Origin of the sequence: Vibrio sp. Vb339 (assembly GCF_902751245.1) — a bacterium.
In the GTDB taxonomy this organism is placed as follows: Bacteria; Pseudomonadota; Gammaproteobacteria; order Enterobacterales; family Vibrionaceae; genus Vibrio; species Vibrio coralliirubri.
In genome coordinates, this window is the sequence record NZ_CADDIS010000006.1 from 178,772 (window position 1) to 200,824 (window position 22,053).

Genomic DNA, 22,053 nt, shown 5'->3' on the forward strand with positions numbered 1-22,053 from the left:
ATGTGGAAGAGAAAATCATGGCGTCAGTAAGCACCAATGAATTCAAAGGCGGTTTAAAATTCATGTTAGATAACGAGCCTTGCTCAATTATCGACAATGAATACGTTAAGCCAGGTAAAGGCCAAGCGTTTAACCGTGTAAAACTTCGTAAACTGCTGTCAGGCAAAGTGTTAGAGAAAACATTCAAATCAGGCGAAAGCTTTGAGCTTGCAGATGTTGTTGACGTTGAACTAGGCTACCTATACAACGATGGCGAATTCTACCACTTCATGAACAACGAAACATTTGAGCAAATCGCAGCAGACGTAAAAGCAGTTGCTGACTCTGCAAAATGGTTAGTTGAAAATGACGTTTGTACTCTAACGTTGTGGAATGATAACCCTATCACAGTAACTCCACCAAACTTTGTTGAGATCGAAGTAACTGAAACCGATCCTGGCCTTAAAGGCGACACACAAGGTACTGGTGGTAAGCCTGCAACTCTAGCAACAGGCGCGGTAGTTCGCGTACCTCTATTCATCGCAATCGGTGAAGTTGTTAAAGTTGATACTCGTACTGGCGAATACGTTGGTCGTGTGAAGTAATTTACTTCAAGTATCTGAAAAGGTCGCTTAGGCGGCCTTTTTTTGTATTTAAAACGCAGATACGAGTAAGCGAGATGCGGGATACGAGATACGAAAAGCAGGAAGATCAAGAGTGAGTTAGAGGATAAGAGGTTCGACAAGCAACAAAAAAGCAGAACAAGATAACCCTGCTCTGCTTCTAGTCTTTCGCTCTTAAGCTCTTCGACACTCGATTACTCGAATCCCGCATCTGCTCTTAAGCTCTTCGATACTCGTTTACCCGAATCTCGAATCTGCTTTTATCTCTTAAATCATAAAGATGAAAATAACAGATAACGCGCTGATTAGGCCTGCAACGAAGTAGCAGCCAACTTTACCCGCAACGCCGACGTGGAACTTAAGGTCGTGCATGCCGTGGTGAAGACGGTGCATTGCGTGCCACATTGGCAGTGCTAGCGTACCGATGATGAATAGGGCACCGATAATGCTGGTGGCAAATTCAGACACACGCTCGTAGCTCATTGCGTCAGCATCAATGATGCCCATCGGCACTAAGATACCTAACACTAGAATCGTGATGGGTGTGATCATCGCGAACCAAGTACCGCCAGCACCAAATAGGCCCCACCAGATTGGCTCATCAGAGCGTTGTGGGTTGTGGTTAACAGGTTTTACTTTGTAATTTGTGTTCATAACGAAAGCTCCTTACACCACAACAAGAACGATTAAAGAAATAAAAGCCACTGCTGCCCACTGGGTCAGTACGATGATTCTTTTATCAACCAATTTGCCTTTAAGGCGGATTGGCATTACTTGAGGCATCATGCTGAAGAAGGTCTGAGCGTGCAGCAAGCTGCCTAGCAGTGCCACGATGTTGATACCAACGACGATAGGGTTGGCCATAAAGCTCAACCAACCAACCCAAGCTTCAGGGCCTTTTACTAGTGCACCCAAACCGAAGGTTAGGAACAGAGTGAATAGAATCAAAGGCAGTACAGTCGCTTCACGTAGCATGTAGAAGCGGTAGAACGGATGGTTGCTCCACCACGTTCTCTTCATCTCACGAACATAAGGCTTACGATTGCTCATATTATGCCTCCTCTGCTGTTTTTACTTGCGATCCATCAGGCTTGAACATCGAGATAACGAAGTCCATTGAAGACTCAACTTTGCCTTGGTTTACTGCCGCTGCTGGGTCTACTTTCTTCGGACATACGTCAGAACAGTAACCTACAAACGTACAGCCCCAAGCGCCATTGTCGCCATTGATAAGCTTCATACGTTCAGCTTTACCATTGTCACGGCTATCTAGGTTGTAGCGGTGAGCAAGAGCAAGTGCCGCAGGGCCGATGAACTCAGGGTTTAGACCAAACTGAGGACACGCTGCGTAACACAAACCACAGTTGATGCAGCCAGCGAATTGTTTGTACTTCGCCATTTGCTCTGGAGTTTGGATATTAGTGCCGTCTTCTGGCTTACGGTCGTTACCGATGATGTAAGGCTTGATCGCTTCAAGGCGCTCGATGAACGGCGTCATGTCGACAATCAAGTCTTTCTCGATTGGGAAGTTAGCCAATGGTTCAATTTTGAAGCCGTTTGGATAATCACGTAAGAAGCTCTTACACGCCAGTTTTGGCACGCCATCAACCATGATGCCGCAAGAACCACAAATCGCCATACGACAAGACCAACGGTAAGACAGGTCTTTATCTAGGTTGTCTTTGATGTAACCGATCGCATCAAGTACTGACATGGTTTCATCAAATGGCACTTCAAAGGTTTGAAAGTGAGGTTCTGCATCGTGCTCAGGATCATAACGCAGGATTTCAATTTTCTGGATTCGATTCGCTGACATTATGCTTGCTCCTCTTCGCTCTTCTTAGCATTCTCTTCTGCTGCTTTTTCAGCGGCAGCGGCTTTCTCTGCAGCTTCACCGTACAGACGAGCTTTAGGTTGAGATTTAGTAATCTTAACGCCGCTGTAGTCGATAGTTGGTGCTGCATCTTCGTTGTAGAACGATAGAGAGTGTTTCAGGAAGTTCACGTCATCACGTTCTGTGCAGTTGTCGTCTAGACGTTGGTGCGCACCGCGAGACTCTTTACGAAGGATCGCTGAGTGAACCATCGCTTCAGCAACTTCAAGACCGTAGCCGACTTCGATAGCGTAAAGTAGGTCCGTGTTGAACACTTGGCCTTTGTCTTTAATGCTGATCTTCTTGTAGCGAGCTTTCAGTTCAGTGATTTTGTCGATGGTCTTTTGCATCAAGTCTTCTTGACGGTAGATACCACAACCCGCTTCCATGGTGTGACCCATTTCAGTACGGATATCAGCCCAGTTCTCGTCGCCTTCTTGAGCCAAGATGCCTGCGATGCGATCTTCAACCGCTTTCACTTGCTTAGCGATAGACTCTTCGTTCCAGCCTTTGAATTCAGCAGCGCGTTTCACTGCTTCTTCACCGGCTACGCGGCCAAATACCACGAACTCAGCCAGAGAGTTAGAACCTAGGCGGTTTGCACCGTGCAGGCCAACTGAAGCACATTCACCAACGGCGAATAGGGCTTTAATGCGAGTTTCACAGGTACCGTTAGTTTCAATACCACCCATGGTGTAGTGAACGGTTGGACGAATTGGGATTGGCTCTTTTGCTGGGTCTACGTTTACGTACGCTTTTGCTAGCTCACAGATAAACGGTAGACGCTCTTGCAGGTACTCTTCACCAAGGTGGCGAAGGTCAAGGTGTACGACATCACCAAGTGGGTGCTTGATGGTGTTACCTTTCTGCTGCTCGTGCCAGAATGCTTGAGAAACTTTGTCACGTGGACCCAGTTCCATGTATTTGTTTTTCGGCTCGCCCACTGGAGTTTCAGGGCCCATGCCGTAATCTTGCAGGTAACGGTAGCCGTTCTTGTTGACGATGATACCGCCTTCACCACGACAACCTTCGGTCATCAAGATGCCAGTGCCCGGTAGGCCCGTTGGGTGGTATTGAACGAACTCCATATCACGCAGTGGTACACCGTGGCGATAAGCCATTGCCATACCGTCGCCAGTTACGATGCCGCCGTTGGTATTACAGTGGTAAACACGACCTGCGCCACCGGTTGCTAGAACAACAGATTTCGCTTTGATGGTAACAAGCTCACCTTCAGACATGTGAATCGCGATTAGGCCTTGTACTTCGCCGTCTTCAACGAGCAAATCCACCACAAAGTACTCATCAAATCGTTTGATTGTGTCGTACTTCATCGAAGTCTGGAACAGAGTATGAAGCATGTGGAAGCCGGTTTTATCCGCTGCGAACCACGTTCTCTCTACCTTCATACCGCCGAATCGGCGTACGTTTACTTCACCGTTTTCTTTACGACTCCATGGGCAGCCCCATTGTTCCATTTGGATCATTTCGCGAGTCGAGTTTTCAACAAAGTATTCAACAACATCCTGTTCACATAGCCAGTCGCCACCGCCAACAGTATCGTTGAAGTGGTTATCTAGGCTATCTTCGTCTTTAATTACCGCTGCTGAACCGCCTTCTGCTGCCACCGTGTGCGAACGCATTGGGTAAACTTTAGAAATCAGTGCAACTTCCAATTCAGGATTAGCTTCAGCTGCTGCAATTGCTGTACGAAGACCAGCGCCGCCTGCGCCGATGACTGCGATATCTGTGGTAATTGTCTTCACAGTTATTCTCCAGTGTGATGCGGAGTATTCCGCTTGTTATTATAAAAAGCCTATTTAGGAGGTTCTAAATCGTAGGAACCATTTAGCGCCCCTAAGCCTTAAGTGGTAGGTTCAGTGTAAGAGAGGAAGGTATTCGAAAAGTTGATGCATTTGGGTTTTTAGGTCGGTAATGCATATGGAGGCATAGAAATTATAGGTTATGTGACTGCAATCACGGCAATGAATTGTTGATAACGATTAACCCACAGGACGGGTGTTAACGGCTTGTTGAGTATGATTTTTGTTATCAATGTTGATGTGAAAGCTGTATTGATAATTGTATTGTAGAACGTAATTTTCTGGCTTCATTAAAACAACATTTTGCTTTCACGAAGAGAAAGATAGAAGCTTACAAAAGCGATGAAAGGTGGTAATTTTCGTCGCCTAGAATTCAGTAATATGGAACTCAATAATGCACTCTACATGGCAACCGGCCGCAACCATTAAACAGTTAAAGCAACGTGCTGATATCCTTAATCAAATTCGTCAGTTCTTTGCTGAGCGAAACGTGATGGAAGTGGATACGCCGGCGATGAGCCACGCCACGGTGACGGACGTGCATTTACATACTTTCAAAACTGAATTCGTAGGGCCGGGTTATGCGCACGGTCAGCCACTGTTCTTTATGACTAGCCCTGAGTTTCATATGAAACGTCTATTAGCGGCAGGCAGTGGCTGTATTTATCAAATTTGTAAATCTTTCCGTAATGAAGAAAACGGCCGTTATCACAACCCTGAGTTTACCATGTTGGAGTGGTATCGCGTTGGTTTTGATCATCATGACCTGATGGATGAAATGGATTTGCTGTTACAGCAGGTACTTAAATCGGGCTCAGCAGAGCGAATGACATATCAACAAGCCTTTATTGATGTGTTAGGTGTGTGTCCACTGGAAGATTCGATGGATACCCTAAAGCAAGCCGCAGCAAAACTTGGGCTCAGCGACATTGCAGATCCAGAAGAAGACCGTGATACCTTACTGCAGTTGCTGTTTAGTATTGGGGTGGAAGCAAAGATAGGGCAACAAGTGCCAGCGTTTGTTTATGACTTTCCGGCTTCACAAGCGGCATTGGCTAAGATTAATCCTGAGGATTCGCGAGTGGCGGATCGCTTTGAGGTGTATTTCAAAGGCATCGAGTTAGCAAACGGCTTCCATGAGTTAGACAAACCACAAGAGCAGCTCAAGCGCTTTGAAGATGACAATGCCAAACGCATTGAGATGGGCTTATCGCCTCAACCGATTGACCATCACTTGATTGAGGCATTAAAAGCGGGCTTACCAGACTGTGCGGGTGTTGCTTTAGGTATTGATCGTTTGATCATGCTGGCGCTGGGCTACGACCACATCGATGACGTGACAGCTTTTCCTTTCCCACGCTCTTAGCTTTTTTCTTCTGTTTTTATTGAGAGTGAATAGTCATTAGCTATTCACTCTCAGCTTCCAAACAGCTTTACTAGCTGACCAGAATACCTGTACCACTATCTTACTAGGATACCAGTACCAATAACGGCAACAATGGCACCGATCCAAGCGTAGGCATTTGGTCTCTGTTTGGTGTACAGCCAAAGTATTGGTAACAACATGATCGGTGTGGTTGAAGATAACAGAGCAACCATACCGACATTGCCTTCCTGCAACGCATACAAGATCAGCGTCATTCCCACCGCCATCGCTAAAAATCCGTTAACTGCGGTAATCGCGAATATTTGACCATTCATCGGGTTGATTGCGCGTGAGAGCTTGGCGCCCGTTAAGCGAAATGCGGAGTGAGCAACAAAAGCGGTGATCATACGAATTGCTGAAGCGGCAACAGGGTCTATGCTGGTTTGCATCACGGGTTTTGCGATGATCCCACCTAATGCTTGGCAAATTGCGGCAGTGATTCCGAGAGCTACACCAATCCACAGTGTGCCCTTGATGGTTTCGAGTTGGTTGTTGGCTTGTCCTCGACGACCAAAGAATATAGCGGTTAATACACCACTGAACACCAAAGCTGAGCCAATCAGCTCAACCGAAGTCATGCTTTCACTAAACAGGAAGTAACCAAGAATCGCCGAGAACACGGCGTGACAAGAGAACAGCAAACCTGCTTGGCGCGGTCCCATTCGATTCAAACAAGCAAATAGGGCGGTGTCACCAATGAAGATGCCAATCAGGCCAGACAGCATCATCGGCGTGACGAGGTCAGCTTCGACCGTTGACCAACCACCGGTAAACCAAGCCATGCTCGATAAGATGATAGCGGTACAACCCATGCGCCAACGGCTATAGGCGAAAGAACCTAAGTGTTGAGCAGGCTTTACTGACATCAGGCTCGCGATGGCCCAAAGAAAAGCGGCAGCAAGAGCCAACCATTCGAATCCCATCTGAATAACATCCTTGTGTCTGGGATAAATTAGCTCATCAATATGCATTAAACCGGACTGAGAACAAAGTGATTCTTATGAAAAGAGTCACTTTGTTTCAGTTATCGGTTTACGTCACCTGCCGCTCGGGGTGAGGTTTAACTTATGTTGCTTGAGATGAGTTAAACCTTAAAGCGCTCCACATCTCGGCGCATCGACTCAGCAGCGCTACTCATTTCATTTGAGCTATTGCGGCTGCTTTCAGCTTGTTGTGCAAGATCGTCGGAGGCATCTTTGATCCCTTGCGTATTGCGACTGATGTCTTCGCTTACTGCGCGTTGCTCTTCTGCAGCACTCGCTATTTGTAGCGCCATATCGTTGATTTCAGTGATCGCCTGGGTGATTTTAGTGAGGCTGCCATGAGCTTGTTCTGCGAAGCCAACGCTGTTCTCTGCCAGTTGGGTGCTGGTGGTCATGCTTTCAACGGCATGTTCGGTATTCTTCTGCAGCGTATCAATCATCACGCGGATTTCTTCGGTCGAGCCATGCGTTCTTTGGCTGAGCACTCGCACTTCATCGGCGACAACTGCAAACCCACGACCTTGTTCACCCGCTCGCGCCGCTTCAATCGCGGCATTCAACGCCAATAGATTGGTTTGTTCGGCAATGCCTTGGATGGTGGAAAGGATTTGATTGATGCTTTGCGCGTTGTTTTCCAGTTCTCGGATAACATTGGCTGCGTCTTCAACTTGAGTTGCAAGACCAGTAATCGCATCGCGGTTTTGTTGAATAACCTCTTGGCCTTCGTTACAAGCGGTGGCTGACGCTTGAGAAGCAGATGCAGTCAGTTCGGCATGGCTCGCCACTTCTGTTGCCGTAGCCGACATCTCATGAATCGCGGTCGCTATTTGATTGATATCGTTTTGCTGATTCTCAACTCGAATGGATGATTGGGTAGCCAGTTGATTGGCTTTCTCTGCATGATTGTTTAAATCGTGGCTGTGTTCAATAACGCCCTTTAACATGCTTTGCATTTGGCTTAAGAACTGGTTTACAAGCTCAGCAAGCTTACCTATCTCATCCATGCGTGTGATATCAATGCGTTGAGTGAGGTCGCCTCTGCCTTGAGCAAGCTGAGTCAGTGCTTCTGATAAGGTTTGTAATGGGGAAAGTAGTCGGTTGATCACCATTGTGCTCGCAATCGAAATCACGATGTACAACATCAAAGAGGTCAGGGAGATGAACTGAATCGCGTCAGATACCGCAGAGAACGCCATTTCTTTATCGATAACAATACCTAACGACCAGTCGGTATTCGGGACGTTGGCAATGTAGACCATTTTATCCCCTTGGCCAGGCCAAGTTAGCGTGGTGATCATTTGGCCTTGGATCAGTTGTGACACCTTATTGGCCGTTAGCTCAGGGTTCAAACTGGTCAGTGGTTTCTGACTTAGCTCTTCATCACTGTAGGCAACGATGTTGTTGTTACCGTCGACTAAAAACGCAAAGCCATCGTTATCCAGTTTCACGTTGAGTACGGTGTCGATAATGCTGGTTACAGTTAGGTCTGCCGCGAGGACACCTTGTCTTTCACCGTTGAATGCTTTTGCAAAGCTGATGACAATGCTGCCGTCAAAGTCTTGATAAGGTTCAGTAATGATGAGGTCTGATGTTGCGTTGGCATCTTTATACCAAGGGCGGGTGCGCGGGTCGTAGCCTGCTGGCCAGTCTTCCCCTTTGTCGCCATAAGCGATAGAGCCATCGCTGAATCCTGCATAAACAGACAAGAATTGTCCGGCTTGTTTGGTGATGAGTAACTCACGGTCAGAGTTACTGTTACTCGAAATGGTCGGCTCATTAGCAAGCATCATATCGCTGCGAGTAGAGAGCCAATCGGCAATATAATTCGTGGTGCCAGCACTGACATTTTTCATTTCTTGGTTGATCGCGACTTCAGTTTCTTGAGTCAGTTGATTAACCGATATCCAGGCTTGAGTGCCACTCACGACGGCAATAATGACCGCAATTGCGATCTGAATTTTAAATTTAATAGTATGTCTCAAGGTCTATTCCTCTCTTATTAGACAAAAACCTAACTACAGTGACGTACTTGATGGTGAATTGATGTGTCTCTGATGCGTGTATAGTGCCGCTGTCTACCGGGGAATGAATGTGTTTGAAATCATAAATTCTAAATATATTTACTCTGCTTTTTGTAAAACAGTGAAGTAAAATCACAGTTAGTAATTGATTTAAAAATCAATTACTTGTTCTGGTAATTATCCGTGATATAGCGCTAATCAGCGCTAAATTTACATTTAGCGCCTTAGTCCTGAGTAAGGGTGATCGTTTAACGTCTTTAGGTGATGATGAACAACGCGAGGTAAACCATCAGCAAGCCCACAATACCTAAGATGATGCCCATCTTCGCCATGTCTTTGCTTTCGATAAGCCCGGTCGAGTAGGCCAGTGAGTTTGGTGGTGTCGATACTGGCAGAATCATACCAAGTGACGCAGAGAAGGCGACCACAACCAGCAAGCCTTGCAGGCCACCAATCGCAACTAGGCTTTCCATGGAAGCACCAATCGCAGCGGCTATAGGCATCAGCAAGTTGGCAGTCGCAGTGTTTGACATGAAGTTCGCCATTAACCAACACACAATAGATAACGTCAGTACCACAGCCGCCGGTGACAGCGATTCATAGTCAATCGCGTGTGCGAGTGCAGCGGCTAAGCCTGTTTTATCAAGGCCGATACCAATCGCAATACCCCCTGCGACCAGCCACAACACATCCCAGTTGATCAGCTTGAGCTCTTCTTTGCCCATGATGCCAGTCAGAGTAAACACAGCCAGTGGAATGATAGACACGACATAGGTGTTCATGCCATGCAGTTTGGTGGTCATCCACAATAAAATTGTCGCAGCGAAGGTGATGTAAACAACAATCGCTCGCCAACTCTTTCTGAATTGTCCATCGAGCTTGAGTACCATGTTTCTTTCTTTAGAAGGGAAGAGTTTTTGTAGAAGAAACCAAGCGATGGTGAGTTGGATGATCACAAAGGGTAAGCCCATCATCATCCAGCTAAGGAAGTCGATGGTGTTTTCACCCGTTAGGTATTGCAGCGCGATGGCATTGGGTGGTGTACCGATGGGTGTCGCAATACCACCGGTGTTGGCAGCAATTGGAATACACAATACGAGCGCCTTAATCCCCATATCGCCTTTTGGTGCAGAAGCTACGATCGGACCGAGCAGCGCAAGCATCATTACCGTCGTTGCAGTATTCGACATGAACATCGAGAACACGGCGGTGATCAGCATTAAACCCAGCATGATGAAGCGCGGTTCTGTACCAAATGGTTTGAGTAGCACTCGAGCTAAGTTGTTATCGAGTTCGTACTTGGATGCGGATATCGCAAGGGCAAAACCACCCATGAATAGAATGATGATTGGCGACGAAAATGCACCGAAGATGTCGGTATATTTGATTAACTCACCGAGATCGTGCCCCGCTGGTGGATTTCTAAATAGGTGTAAGCCTTTGTCAGAAATCATTACCAATTCAAGCGCAATGATCAAAATGGAAGTGGCAAATACCGGAACAGGTTCAAGCACCCATAACAGAGCCGCTAATAAGAATATCGCCAATAAGCGGTGTTGAATCAGCGTGAGATCATCGATTGGTATTGAATCAATTGGCATGAATAACACGCCTAAGGGAATCGCAAAACAAATCAACAGCTTGACCAGAACGCCAACATTGAGTTTAGGCATGTACAAAGACCCTATGAATAAAATATCTTCAAATAGAGTAAGTTATCTGGATTTCTGGTACTTGGAGACGGGTTGTAAAATCGAAAAGTTGTTTAAGGTTTCGACAGTTGTTTTGTTTTTGGTCAATCTTTTATCTGAGCAATTAGAGGCAAGAGTGAGAAGCAGCAGGTAGGCTGGGCAGGGTTTGAAAGCTTGGGTTGTTAGAGCTTGAGTAGCAAATGAATCGGTAGAGCTAAGAAAAAGGCGCGTTCTTCTCTGATATAGAAATAGTAACGCGCCTTGAAAGCTTAATGAATTAACTCTGAGAGTTACGCTTGGTCTGTGTTCTCAGCTGAATCAACAGTTTCAGTCTCAACTTCTTTACTAGCAATGTGCGCGAAAGGTGTACCAAGAACCGTTTTCTCGCCATTTTGCATCGTGTCGTCAAACTTGATCGCATCTTTAGCGAACAGGTTGATAACGGTTGAACCAAGCTTAAAGCGGCCCATCTCTTCGCCTTTCTTCAAGATGATAGCTTTGTCACCTTGTGCAGGGTAATCCCATTTGTAAACTGAGTTACCACGAGGTGGCGTGATGGTCCCCGCCCATACTTGCTCGATGCTGCCTACGATCGTTGCGCCAACCAGCACTTGTGCCATTGGGCCAAATTCAGTATCGAAGATACACACTACACGCTCATTGCGTGCGAATAGGTTTGGAACGTTCTCTGCCGTTAACGGGTTAACTGAGAAAAGGTCACCTGGAACGTAGATCATCTGGCGCAGCGTGCCGTCGCATGGCATGTGCACGCGGTGGTAATCACTTGGAGACAGGTAAAGTGTTGCGAACTCACCGTCTATAAACTCATCCGCTAGCGCAGCATCACCACCCAATAGCTCGCGAGCTGAGTAGTTATGGCCTTTCGCTTGAATCAGTTGACCGTCAGTAATTGGGCCAAATTGGCTTACACGTGCATCTGCAGGGTGAACAATAACAGACTCACCTTCAGCGATAGGGCGCATGCCTTCTTTCAATTCACGCACGAAGAATTCATTGAATGTTTTAAAGTGTTTTGGATCGCTATGCAGAGCTTCATCCATGTTCACTTTGTATTGCTTGATGAACCAGTTGATGATCGCTGTCGTTAAGCTGCCCGCTTTAGCAGACGCAAGTTTGCCGACTAGGCGAGTTAATCCATGTTGTGGAATCCAGTACTGCAATCCAACTTTAATCTTATCCATTGTATTAATTTTCCAATGCTAATTGTTTTTCAATTAAATCTGTCGATGACGGTTTAGGGCGCGAGATGTTACTTAACTTCGCGCCAATTGTCAGTAAATGCACACATTTGTTCACAAAAACGCGATTAGAGATCGGCTTTTTTGTTGCGTGAATACTGACGGTTATCTTTGTTACTCGCCATGCTTTCAATGATGCGGTGGTAGTTGTCGAAACGTAATCGACTGATCTTTCCGTTTTCTACCGCTTCGCGCAAGATGCAGCCTGGGTCATCAATGTGTTTACAGTCACGGAACTTACAACCGCCAAGGTAAGGCTTGAACTCGATAAAGGCTTCAGTGATTTCGTCGGCTTCTAGGTGCCATAGGCCGAATTCACGTACTCCTGGTGAATCAATCAGATCACCACCAGAAGGGAAGTGGTATAAACGAGCTGCCGTGGTTGTGTGCTGACCAAGACCTGAGTTCTCAGAGACTTCGCCTTCTTCAATGTCTAGCGTTGGCATTAATGCATTCACTAGGCTTGATTTACCCACACCCGACTGACCAACAAAGATGTTGATACGGTCTTTGAGTTCAGCTTCAAGCTCTTTGATGCCGTAGCCAGACTCTTTACTCACGAACATCACTTTGTAGCCGATCTTCTCGTACTCTTTAAGTGTTTCACGGTATTCAGCAATCTGCTCATCAGTCAGTAGATCGACCTTGTTCAGCACAACAAGCGGTGCGATGTTCACTGTTTCTGAAGCAATTAGGTAACGGTCGATAATATTAAGTGATAGCTCTGGTAGCACAGCCGAAACGATAACCATTTGGTCGACGTTCGCAGCCACCGGCTTTAGGCCATCGTAGTAATCAGGGCGAGTCAGCATTGAAGTTCTCGGTTCAACCGCTTCCACAACGCCAGAAATACCGGCCATGGATTCTAAGCCTGCGCGCCAAGTCACTCGGTCACCAGAAACTAAAGTCTCGATACTACGGCGTAAGTTACAACGATGAACTTCGTTAGTTTCAAGATCTTCGATATCAGCATGTTGGCCAAAGCGCGTAATCACGAGTCCGCTTTTGGTTCCGCCAAGCATGTTCTCATCCCATTGGATAGAATCTTCTTTCTTGAGTCGCTTGTTCTGGTTGCTACGTACACGACGTACTTGACCTTTGGTTAACTTCTTTTTTTTAGCCACAATTTTTCACTTAACACATCTAACTTGATGATTGGGGACTCAAACAGGGTGTTGCTGGTACCACGTGATTTCGATGGTCCTAAAGCTAGTTTGAGTATAGTTATTTGGGTATAGTACCTCTTTTACACATAAACAAATAGGCGACGCCTTATGTCCTTTAGCGATCAGAACCTTATTTGGGTTGATCTAGAGATGACAGGACTTGATCCTGAAACTCATAAAATCATTGAAATTGCTACTATCGTTACTGATAGTGAGCTTAACATCCTGGCTGAAGGACCTGTTTTGGCTATTCACCAACCTCAGAATGAATTAGACAAGATGGACGAGTGGTGTACAACGACTCACACCGGCAGCGGCCTCGTGAAGCGAATTCAAGAAAGCACGGTTTCAGAGCAAGATGCCATCCAACAAACGATTGAGTTTCTTGAAAAATGGGTACCAAAAGGTAAGTCACCGATTTGTGGCAACAGCATTGGTCAAGACCGTCGTTTCCTATACAAGCACATGCCAGAGTTAGAAGAGTACTTCCACTACCGCTATGTAGACGTAAGCACTCTGAAAGAGCTGACTCGTCGTTGGAAACCTGAAGTGTTAGATGGTTTTTCTAAGTCGGGAAGTCACCTTGCGTTAGACGATATTCGAGAGTCGATCGCCGAGCTGCAGTACTACCGAAAAACGATTATTAACATCTAGTCGAATAAAATGATCACGTTTATCTAACTTTTCAGGGACATAAGAGCCGTTTTTTTTGCAAATCTGTGTGCTTTTACAGCAGTTGAGTAAAAAGTTTCGTAATTTTGCATTAAGGACTTGCATCACAAAAAAATGCTCTTATAATTCGCAGCCCTGAACGGCGAAAGACGTTTTCAGATTGCGATACTAGCTCAGTTGGTAGAGCGCAACCTTGCCAAGGTTGAGGTCATCGGTTCGAACCCGATGTATCGCTCCAATTTGTAGGTTATGGCGAAAGCGGTAATCGAAAGGTGAAAGACCTTTTATAATGCGATACTAGCTCAGTTGGTAGAGCGCAACCTTGCCAAGGTTGAGGTCATCGGTTCGAACCCGATGTATCGCTCCAAATACTTCTCGGTTAGAGAAAAGTCTCATTGTCTTAAACAATGCATCCGGACGCGGGATGGAGCAGTTTGGTAGCTCGTCGGGCTCATAACCCGAAGGTCGTCGGTTCAAATCCGGCTCCCGCAACCACATTACAGTTAAGCGCTGTTTGTTGCCCAAGGTAGTAAGAGTAGCGAGTAACTAATGCGATACTAGCTCAGTTGGTAGAGCGCAACCTTGCCAAGGTTGAGGTCATCGGTTCGAACCCGATGTATCGCTCCACTTTTATTCGAATAAGAAGTCATATTCTTAGAAGTCATCTCCTAGAGAAAGTACTCAGAATGAAAATGGTTTAGTCTCATTGTCTTAAACAATGCATCCGGACGCGGGATGGAGCAGTTTGGTAGCTCGTCGGGCTCATAACCCGAAGGTCGTCGGTTCAAATCCGGCTCCCGCAACCACATTACAGTTAAGCGCCATTTATTGCCCAGGCTATAAGAGCAGCGAATAACTAATGCGATACTAGCTCAGTTGGTAGAGCGCAACCTTGCCAAGGTTGAGGTCATCGGTTCGAACCCGATGTATCGCTCCAGTTTAAAGTTTCATCAACTTAATTGATGCATCCGGACGCGGGATGGAGCAGTTTGGTAGCTCGTCGGGCTCATAACCCGAAGGTCGTCGGTTCAAATCCGGCTCCCGCAACCACATTACAGTTAGGCGCCATTTATTGTCCAAGGCAATAAGAGCAGCGAATAACTAATGCGATACTAGCTCAGTTGGTAGAGCGCAACCTTGCCAAGGTTGAGGTCATCGGTTCGAACCCGATGTATCGCTCCAATTTAAAGAATCATCAACTTAATTGATGCATCCGGACGCGGGATGGAGCAGTTTGGTAGCTCGTCGGGCTCATAACCCGAAGGTCGTCGGTTCAAATCCGGCTCCCGCAACCACATTACAGTTAAGCGCTATCTGTTGCCCAAGGCAGTATGAGCAGCGAATAACTAATGCGATACTAGCTCAGTTGGTAGAGCGCAACCTTGCCAAGGTTGAGGTCATCGGTTCGAACCCGATGTATCGCTCCAAATTCTCTCTTTTTAGAGAACAGAGTCATTAACTTAAATAATGCATCCGGACGCGGGATGGAGCAGTTTGGTAGCTCGTCGGGCTCATAACCCGAAGGTCGTCGGTTCAAATCCGGCTCCCGCAACCACATTACAGTTAGGCGCTATCTGTTGCCCAAGGCGGTAAGAGTAGCGATTAACTAATGCGATACTAGCTCAGTTGGTAGAGCGCAACCTTGCCAAGGTTGAGGTCATCGGTTCGAACCCGATGTATCGCTCCACTTTCTTTTCGAAGAGAGAGGAAGCCTCATTGTCTTAAACAATGCATTCGGACGCGGGATGGAGCAGTTTGGTAGCTCGTCGGGCTCATAACCCGAAGGTCGTCGGTTCAAATCCGGCTCCCGCAACCACATTACAGTTAGGCGCTATCTTTTGCCCAAGGCAGTAAGAGCAGCGAATAACTAATGCGATACTAGCTCAGTTGGTAGAGCGCAACCTTGCCAAGGTTGAGGTCATCGGTTCGAACCCGATGTATCGCTCCAGCTTTCTTCTAAAAAGCTATTAAGACTCTTTAAACCACCGTGTTTTTCTTTAGATCACAGAGTTTAAAGGCGACCTTAAAGGTCACGCTCTTTCTTTAATGCTGCGAAGCATAATCCCCCCAAAAAGCAAATAATCCTCCATCATGGTGGATATTTTTTTGTCTTAAATTTTTCTTAGCAACTGGAATGCTAGTAAACATCAGGTCTCTGAAGCAGATACTTGAGGTTTTTCACATCTATAAACAGACTTATCCACAAAATGTTAGGTGTGGATAACTTGGTTGATAAAGTTATTTCAGGCTTAATTCTCTACCTATCCCTAAAAGATCTTTCTTGTTTTCAATATATTAGATGAACTGTGGCGATCGTAACTTATTGTTTTTTATCAAGTTGGATGCTTATCTTGGATTTGATAAAAGATCGTTAACTTGTTGTTTTTTGATCTTAATCATTTATCGGTACTGTGTTTAACTTTGCGCGGGTGTCGGAAGTTTACGAGAGTTCTGAATTTTTTCCACATTGCTAGAATTGAGAACAAGGTCAAACATTGTTCTAAAATTATGTGCAACGAGTTGTCTTAAATGTTGGACTGTTAGTGGGGGCTCGCCTGCCATACATTGGTATATAAAGCGTTAAGCGTCTCTTGGTAGTCCTTTCTCAACAATACGTATCAGTCTGTGCTTTTTGGTGGAGATTTTGCTGTTACTTTTTTGCACACAGTTATCTTGTTGCACGCCGCTAGCGTTAGGTAACTGTTGTAGTTGTTTATTCAAAGCCCACTCAATATGGACATCTAGCATTTCGTTTTTGCCTTGATGGGACTCCAGGGTTTCAACAATGCGTTGTTGAAATGGCGCATTGCCCATCGCAACAAAGATATTGCGCAACCACTGGGTGTGGCCGATACGTCTTATTGCGGAGCCTTCCATTTTCTTTAGGAAGGTCGCTTCGTCCCAACTTGAAAGTGCAACCAGGTCAGCCTCTTGGAAGTCTTCTCTGCGGTGAAAGTCGGTTTGTTCTGTGAGTTCGGCATGACGGTTCCATGGGCAAACTAACTGACAATCATCACAACCGTAGATACGGTTACCAATGGCGTCTCTAAATTCTTCCGGGATCACACCATCATATTCAATGGTTAAGTACGATATACATTTGCGCGCATCCACCACGCCATCATCAATAATGGCACCCGTTGGGCAAGAAGTGATACATGCGGTGCATTTGCCGCACTCATCGACACTGGGTTCATCCGTTGGAAGAGGGATGTTAACTAACAGCTCCCCGAGAAAGAACCAAGAGCCAGCGTCTTTATCAAGAATTAATGAGTGTTTACCTGTCCAACCCAACCCTGCTTTTTGAGCGAGCGGTCTTTCCAAAATAGGCGCTGAATCGACGAAAGGGCGTGAGTCTAAACCTTCGACCTCTTTTTCAATTCTTTGTCCCAGCTTTTTCAACTGGTTACGGAACAATTTGTGATAATCGCGGCCTAAAGAATAACGGCTGATGTAGCCTTGAGTGGTATCGCTTAGGTTAGAGGCGAACTGAGCTTCTGGTGGTAGGTAATTCATTCGAGCGCTGATCACTCGAATTGTGCCTGGGTGAAGTTCATCAGGACGTGCACGCATCATCCCATGTCGAGCCATCCAATCCATTTCACCGTGATTGCCAGCATCTAGCCATGCTTGAAGAGGGGCTTCGTGTTCACTTAAGTCAACATCGCAGATGCCAACTTTTTGAAAGCCTAGCTCTTTTCCCCAGATTTTAATTTTTTCAGCAAGATGGTCTAGATTCATGGCTTAATTCTTATTTTCTCTGTTTTACAATTAGAGATAAGGCTAATTAAAATTAGGTTCGGCAAAAATGGGGGCGGATCTTAACGGATCTTAGTGGTGTTGACCAGAACAGACGCGTTTTGAGCAGTATTTTTCATAGAACTTACACTTGAGTGCTTGTCTCCCAAAAGCATCACGGTTTACTATTCTTGTTCTTTTGATTTTTATATAGTCAACGATCGATTTTTAGAGAACGTATTCATGAGCACGAAACAATTTACTTTGAAAGATGAACAAGCAACGATTCAATTAGGAACGGAGCTTTCTAATCTTTGCTCACAGCAGACGACTATTTATCTGCATGGTGATCTTGGCGCAGGTAAAACGACCTTCAGTCGTGGCTTTGTAAAAGCACTTGGCCATCAAGGAAATGTAAAGAGCCCAACGTATACTCTAGTTGAACCTTATCAACTTGCAGATTGGCAGGTGTACCACTTTGACCTTTATCGCCTAGCCGATCCTGAAGAGTTAGAGTTTATGGGAATTCGTGACTACTTTACTCCGGATGCTATCTGTTTGGTTGAATGGCCTGAGAAAGGTTATGGGATGCTACCAGAAGCCGATTTGGATATTGATATTCGTTACCAAGACGATCACCGTATTGTTTCTTTAACCGCTAATAGTGAATACGGACAGCGCTTACTTAGTCAGTTGGAGTTATGTTGATTTCTAAACGCCTTATTTCAACAGTGGCCATGATGGCTGCTGTTTTTTCTATACTGTTTTCTTCACTTGTTTCTGCAAACTCACTGAAAAGTTTAAGGGTTTGGCCTTCTCCAGAAGAAACTCGTGTGGTTATCGACTTAAAATCAGAAGCGGACTTTAGCTATTTCACCCTGAGTAGCCCGAGTCGTTTAGTGGTCGATTTAAAAAATACCAATCTTGCGACTAAGTTACCGGTCGTGGTGAAAGATAGCCCTGTTCTATCTAAAATTCGTAAGAGCTCACCGCCAGACAAAAACACTTATCGCTTGGTTTTTGAGTTAAAGAAGTCGTCTAAAGCTGATTTGTTCAAACTGAGCCCGACTCCGGGTGGTCAGTATGGACACCGTTTGGTGATCGACTTACCTCATGGTGCGGCAAGTAAAGCGACATCGACGCCGAGTAAGCCAACGGTAAGTAAGAATATTAATCAGGTTAAACGTCAGAAAGACATTTTGATCGTGATTGACCCTGGCCACGGCGGTGAAGATCCTGGCTCAATCGGTCCATCTCGTAAATATGAGAAGAATGCGACTCTGAGTATTTCTAAGAAGTTAGCAGCTCAATTGAATGCGATTCCGGGGATCAAAACTCGTATGACTCGTAATGCTGACTATTTTGTGAACCTAAATCGACGTGTCGCGATTGCGCGTGAAAACGAAGCTCATCTGTTTATTTCTATTCACGCCGATGCTTTTACGACCCCTCAACCAAGAGGTGGTTCGGTGTTTGTGTTGAACACTCGACGCGCAAATACCGAGATCTCTCGATGGATCGAGAACAAAGAGAAACAGTCTGAATTACTCGGTGGCAGCGGTGCGGCTTTTACAGGCAATATTGATGATAAGAACGTAAACCAAACCTTGCTTGATCTGCAGTTCAGCCACTCTCAAAAAGAGGGCTATAAACTTGCAACAACCATTCTGTCTGAGATGGGTAAGGTTGCGAAACTGCATAACAGTAAACCAATCAATACCAGTTTGGCGGTATTACGTTCACCACAGATCCCATCGGTACTGGTAGAAACGGGCTTTATTTCAAACCCAACCGAAGAGAAGTTGCTTTTCCAACGTTCGCACCAAGACAAGCTGGCTCGTGCTGTGACTAAAGCGGTCGTTAAGTATTTGAAGGCTAACCCGCCTGAAGGGATTATCTTGTCTAATGCAACGTCATCAACGGGTAGCGTGAGCCAACATAAAGTGTCTCGTGGTGAGTCTTTGTCTGTGATTGCGAGCAAGTATGGTACGTCGACACAGACGTTGATGAAGTTCAACAATCTGAAATCGAGCAGCCTAGCAATTGGCCAAGTACTTAAGATTCCAGGCAGCACTTCAAGTTCATCATCAAGCAGTGCGGTTAAAACGAAAACCATAACTCACACGGTTAAGTCTGGAGAGTACCTAGGTAAGATCGCCAGCCGCTATAAAGTGTCGGTGGCTGATATTAAACGTGAGAACCGTTTGAAATCAGAGACGGTGAGAGTGGGTCAAAAGTTACGTATTACGGTTGAAGTGAAAGATATCCCTCTGCGCAAACATAAAGTTGCAAGAGGCGATTACCTTGGCAAGATTGCGTCGAAATATGGCGTGAGCGTCAACAGCATTCGCCAAGCGAATAAGCTAAGATCTGACAGTCTAGCTATCGGCCAAGTGTTGATTATTCCTCACAAGTAGTCATGGGAATACTAAGCGGCTTCAGGTATATCAATGTTAAAAAAGAAGAACTAGTGCAAACGTAACAGCGTTTCCATCAATGGCAGTAAGGTAGCTATAAATATGACGATAAAAATACTGCCAGCTCGGTTAGCTAACCAAATCGCAGCGGGTGAGGTGGTAGAAAGACCCGCTTCTGTTGTAAAAGAGTTGGTTGAGAACAGTTTGGATTCGGGTGCCACTCGTATCGATATTGATATCGAGAAAGGTGGCGCTAAGATGATCCGCGTTCGTGACAATGGTAAGGGCATCGTCAAAGATGAGCTTGCCTTAGCACTGAGCCGCCATGCGACCTCTAAGATCCATACCCTTGATGACCTAGAGGCGATCGTCAGCCTCGGTTTCCGTGGTGAAGCGCTGGCGAGTATTAGCTCTGTTGCGCGCTTAACCATGACTTCACGTCCTGCCACTCAAGATCAAGCTTGGGCAGCACACAGTGAAGGTCGTGATATGCAGGTCAAACTGCAGCCTGCGGCGCACCCTATTGGTACTTCGGTTGAGGTGTTGGATCTGTTCTTCAATACGCCAGCACGCCGCAAGTTCTTACGCACCGAGAAAACCGAATTCACGCATATCGATGAACTGCTTAAACGCATCGCATTGAGCCGTTTCGATGTGACGATCAATCTGCGCCATAACGGTAAAATGATTCGTCAGTACCGCGCTGCCAAGACAGAAGTTCAAGCAGAAAAGCGCATCGCTGCGGTATGTGGCAATCCTTTTGTTCGTCATATGCTTAAGATCGAGCTTGAGCACCAAGGTCTAAAACTCCATGGCTGGATCACCACGCCAGAAGGAGCAAGACAACAAAGCGACTTGCAATACTGCTATGTGAATGGTCGTATGATGCGTGACAAGCTGATCAACCATGCGATTCGTCAAAGCTACGAAACCAGCCTGCGTCCAGACCAATTCGCGACGTATGTGTTGTTCATTGAACTTGACCCGCATCAGGTGGACGTGAATGTTCACCCTGCAAAACACGAAGTACGTTTTCATCAAGCGCGCCTTGTGCATGATTTTATTTACCAAGCATTGAGCGATGGTTTAGCACAGAGCAAACAGATCGATGCTGCGCCAATCAATCAGTCAGCTTTTCATCAATCAGAAGTGATTCATCATCAGCAAGATAGTACGAGCTCTGCAGTTGATGGTGTTGCGAGTTTCGCTGAGCCAGAAAGCGTAATGCCTAGCAGTTCGGATCAAACCCAAGTTTCGGATAGGGTGCGACACGCTATTGAGCAAACGCCTGCCTACCCGAGAAAAGCAGAATCAGAGCACGCTTTTGATAAGCCTCAACACAGCGTTAATGATGGTGGGCGACACTATGCTCCATCAACCAGCTCAAGTTCATCTGCTGGCAGAAGCTCGTCTGCTAGTGAAAGCAGTTTTACCGGTTCTCCTCGCCAAGAGTGGATAGAGTCTCGACCTGAACCTAAAAAAGAGAAAGAGCAACACCAGCATTATGGTGAACCCGCGCCATCTAAGCGAGAAGTGAAAGCTTATAAAGAGCTTCTGAAAACGCCTGATTTTGATGATCAAGTTGTACAGCCATCATCTCCTCAAGAGCACGTGGTACCAGTAGAAACCAGAGATAACATAGACAAAGAAGCTAAGCCTTCTCAACAGAATCCCGTTAACTTGAAACCAAGAGCACCTGTAACGGACTTGGGTAAAGCGGTCTCGATTGTGGAACGTCAATATCTGGTGATGGGCAATAAGAACGGCAGTGTGTTGGTTTCTTTGGCTAAGGCTGAGTTATTGCGTGTTGTTGGTCAGCTTGATACTCGAGGGGGCGCGTTAAAAAGCCAGCCACTATTGGTGCCCTTATCGATTAAGCTGGGCAGTGAACTTGTCGAAGTTGCTAAGGCGCTGAGTCAAACTTTGGCGTTACTGGGGATTGAGCTTAAGGCGCGAAACAGCGAGGCGGTAATGGTGATGGGCGTGCCTTCTCCTTTAAGGCAGCAAAACTTACAAATTTTGATCCCAGATCTGTTATCTTACGCGGCTTCATTAAACGCTCAGATTGTTGATAATCACTCGGCTAATGTTTCCAGCGACCTATTGCCATCATTGGTCAACTGGATCGGGATTCAAACGGCACAAGTAAAAAGCGACTACACTTTATCTGAAGCGGTTCAACTAGTTGGGGAACTTGAACAACTTTGGCATGGTCTACTTCCATTAGAAGATCCAGAGTTTGTTAATCCTATCGACTTTTCAGCGACTATAGCCGCGTTTACGGTTTAATTTTTTCGCGACAACATTTGTCTTTTTAGCTGAATACGTCGCGACACAAAGCCCTTTGCTAAAAAGCGCTAAAACAGAGAAGCAAATACAAAA

General features: G+C 45.9%; 16 protein-coding genes and 14 tRNA genes. 20 read left to right on the forward strand and 10 right to left on the reverse strand.

Annotated features, from left to right (window positions below; translation table 11 throughout):
- The first annotated feature begins 17 nt into the window (after positions 1-17).
- Complete coding sequence (efp, locus tag HRQ85_RS21435; RefSeq protein WP_019822013.1) at positions 18-584, forward strand: elongation factor P; 567 nt, start codon at positions 18-20, stop codon at positions 582-584.
- Positions 585-869: 285 nt separating this feature from the next.
- On the opposite strand, the gene frdD is transcribed toward efp, so the two are convergent.
- The 4 genes from frdD to frdA are packed head-to-tail and all read right to left on the reverse strand — an operon-like array spanning position 870 to position 4,241.
- Positions 870-1,256 (reverse strand): fumarate reductase subunit FrdD, encoded by a 387-nt coding sequence (gene frdD, locus HRQ85_RS21440; protein WP_017067166.1) that lies wholly within the window; start codon positions 1,254-1,256, stop codon positions 870-872.
- Positions 1,257-1,268: 12 nt separating this feature from the next.
- Positions 1,269-1,652: a fumarate reductase subunit FrdC gene (frdC, locus tag HRQ85_RS21445; RefSeq protein WP_172380567.1), complete on the reverse strand. Its 384-nt coding sequence runs from the start codon at positions 1,650-1,652 to the stop codon at positions 1,269-1,271.
- Position 1,653: 1 nt separating this feature from the next.
- Complete coding sequence (locus HRQ85_RS21450; protein WP_009847917.1) at positions 1,654-2,418, reverse strand: succinate dehydrogenase/fumarate reductase iron-sulfur subunit; 765 nt, start codon at positions 2,416-2,418, stop codon at positions 1,654-1,656.
- On the reverse strand, positions 2,418-4,241 hold the full coding sequence (gene frdA / locus HRQ85_RS21455; protein ID WP_172380568.1) for a fumarate reductase (quinol) flavoprotein subunit: 1,824 nt from the start codon (positions 4,239-4,241) through the stop codon (positions 2,418-2,420). The genes HRQ85_RS21450 and frdA overlap by 1 nt, the downstream gene beginning before the upstream one ends.
- A 451-nt stretch (positions 4,242-4,692) precedes the next feature.
- Here frdA and epmA point away from each other — a divergent pair, with 451 nt between their 5' ends.
- Complete coding sequence (epmA, locus tag HRQ85_RS21460; protein ID WP_172380569.1) at positions 4,693-5,664, forward strand: elongation factor P--(R)-beta-lysine ligase; 972 nt, start codon at positions 4,693-4,695, stop codon at positions 5,662-5,664.
- Positions 5,665-5,759: 95 nt separating this feature from the next.
- Here epmA and HRQ85_RS21465 read toward each other — a convergent pair whose 3' ends face one another.
- From HRQ85_RS21465 to rsgA, 5 genes are all read right to left on the reverse strand, one after another.
- Entirely contained in the window at positions 5,760-6,647 is an 888-nt protein-coding gene (locus HRQ85_RS21465; protein WP_172380570.1) for a DMT family transporter, read from the reverse strand.
- A 161-nt stretch (positions 6,648-6,808) separates the two neighbouring features.
- A complete protein-coding gene (locus HRQ85_RS21470) occupies positions 6,809-8,689 on the reverse strand; it encodes a methyl-accepting chemotaxis protein (protein WP_172380571.1) in 1,881 nt (626 codons plus the stop codon).
- Between the two features lie 296 nt (positions 8,690-8,985).
- The gene (locus tag HRQ85_RS21475; protein WP_017061303.1) at positions 8,986-10,401 is read right to left on the reverse strand and encodes an SLC13 family permease; all 1,416 of its coding nucleotides are present in this window, start codon (positions 10,399-10,401) and stop codon (positions 8,986-8,988) included.
- A gap of 308 nt (positions 10,402-10,709) precedes the next feature.
- Positions 10,710-11,621 (reverse strand): archaetidylserine decarboxylase, encoded by a 912-nt coding sequence (gene asd, locus HRQ85_RS21480; RefSeq protein ID WP_172380572.1) that lies wholly within the window; start codon positions 11,619-11,621, stop codon positions 10,710-10,712.
- A 125-nt stretch (positions 11,622-11,746) separates the two neighbouring features.
- A complete protein-coding gene (gene rsgA / locus HRQ85_RS21485; RefSeq protein WP_017061306.1) occupies positions 11,747-12,802 on the reverse strand; it encodes a small ribosomal subunit biogenesis GTPase RsgA in 1,056 nt (351 codons plus the stop codon).
- A 150-nt stretch (positions 12,803-12,952) separates the two neighbouring features.
- On the opposite strand from rsgA, the gene orn reads away from it, so the two are divergent.
- From orn to HRQ85_RS21560, 15 genes are all read left to right on the forward strand, one after another.
- Complete coding sequence (orn, locus tag HRQ85_RS21490) at positions 12,953-13,498, forward strand: oligoribonuclease (RefSeq protein WP_172380573.1); 546 nt, start codon at positions 12,953-12,955, stop codon at positions 13,496-13,498.
- 180 nt (positions 13,499-13,678) lie between these two features.
- A tRNA-Gly gene (locus tag HRQ85_RS21495) sits at positions 13,679-13,754 on the forward strand.
- Between the two features lie 53 nt (positions 13,755-13,807).
- Positions 13,808-13,883, forward strand: a tRNA-Gly gene (locus HRQ85_RS21500).
- Positions 13,884-13,934: 51 nt separating this feature from the next.
- Positions 13,935-14,011, forward strand: a tRNA-Met gene (locus tag HRQ85_RS21505).
- A 56-nt stretch (positions 14,012-14,067) separates the two neighbouring features.
- Positions 14,068-14,143 (forward strand) — tRNA-Gly (locus tag HRQ85_RS21510).
- Positions 14,144-14,245: 102 nt separating this feature from the next.
- Positions 14,246-14,322: transfer RNA gene (locus HRQ85_RS21515), tRNA-Met, on the forward strand.
- A 55-nt stretch (positions 14,323-14,377) separates the two neighbouring features.
- A tRNA-Gly gene (locus tag HRQ85_RS21520) sits at positions 14,378-14,453 on the forward strand.
- A 36-nt stretch (positions 14,454-14,489) separates the two neighbouring features.
- Positions 14,490-14,566: transfer RNA gene (locus HRQ85_RS21525), tRNA-Met, on the forward strand.
- A gap of 56 nt (positions 14,567-14,622) precedes the next feature.
- Positions 14,623-14,698, forward strand: a tRNA-Gly gene (locus HRQ85_RS21530).
- A gap of 36 nt (positions 14,699-14,734) precedes the next feature.
- Positions 14,735-14,811 (forward strand) — tRNA-Met (locus tag HRQ85_RS21535).
- 56 nt (positions 14,812-14,867) lie between these two features.
- A tRNA-Gly gene (locus tag HRQ85_RS21540) sits at positions 14,868-14,943 on the forward strand.
- Between the two features lie 51 nt (positions 14,944-14,994).
- Positions 14,995-15,071, forward strand: a tRNA-Met gene (locus HRQ85_RS21545).
- A 56-nt stretch (positions 15,072-15,127) separates the two neighbouring features.
- Positions 15,128-15,203, forward strand: a tRNA-Gly gene (locus HRQ85_RS21550).
- A gap of 52 nt (positions 15,204-15,255) precedes the next feature.
- Positions 15,256-15,332: transfer RNA gene (locus tag HRQ85_RS21555), tRNA-Met, on the forward strand.
- 56 nt (positions 15,333-15,388) lie between these two features.
- A tRNA-Gly gene (locus HRQ85_RS21560) sits at positions 15,389-15,464 on the forward strand.
- Between the two features lie 632 nt (positions 15,465-16,096).
- Here the strand turns inward: HRQ85_RS21560 and queG are convergent.
- Positions 16,097-17,257, reverse strand: a complete 1,161-nt coding sequence (gene queG, locus HRQ85_RS21565; protein WP_172380574.1) for a tRNA epoxyqueuosine(34) reductase QueG — start codon at positions 17,255-17,257, stop codon at positions 16,097-16,099.
- Between the two features lie 240 nt (positions 17,258-17,497).
- Here queG and tsaE point away from each other — a divergent pair, with 240 nt between their 5' ends.
- From tsaE to mutL, 3 genes are all read left to right on the forward strand, one after another.
- Complete coding sequence (gene tsaE, locus HRQ85_RS21570) at positions 17,498-17,962, forward strand: tRNA (adenosine(37)-N6)-threonylcarbamoyltransferase complex ATPase subunit type 1 TsaE (protein WP_004735870.1); 465 nt, start codon at positions 17,498-17,500, stop codon at positions 17,960-17,962.
- Positions 17,956-19,671, forward strand: a complete 1,716-nt coding sequence (locus HRQ85_RS21575; RefSeq protein WP_172380575.1) for an N-acetylmuramoyl-L-alanine amidase — start codon at positions 17,956-17,958, stop codon at positions 19,669-19,671. The genes tsaE and HRQ85_RS21575 overlap by 7 nt, the downstream gene beginning before the upstream one ends.
- Positions 19,672-19,773: 102 nt before the next feature.
- On the forward strand, positions 19,774-21,960 hold the full coding sequence (mutL, locus tag HRQ85_RS21580; RefSeq protein ID WP_172380576.1) for a DNA mismatch repair endonuclease MutL: 2,187 nt from the start codon (positions 19,774-19,776) through the stop codon (positions 21,958-21,960).
- Positions 21,961-22,053: the final 93 nt, after the last annotated feature.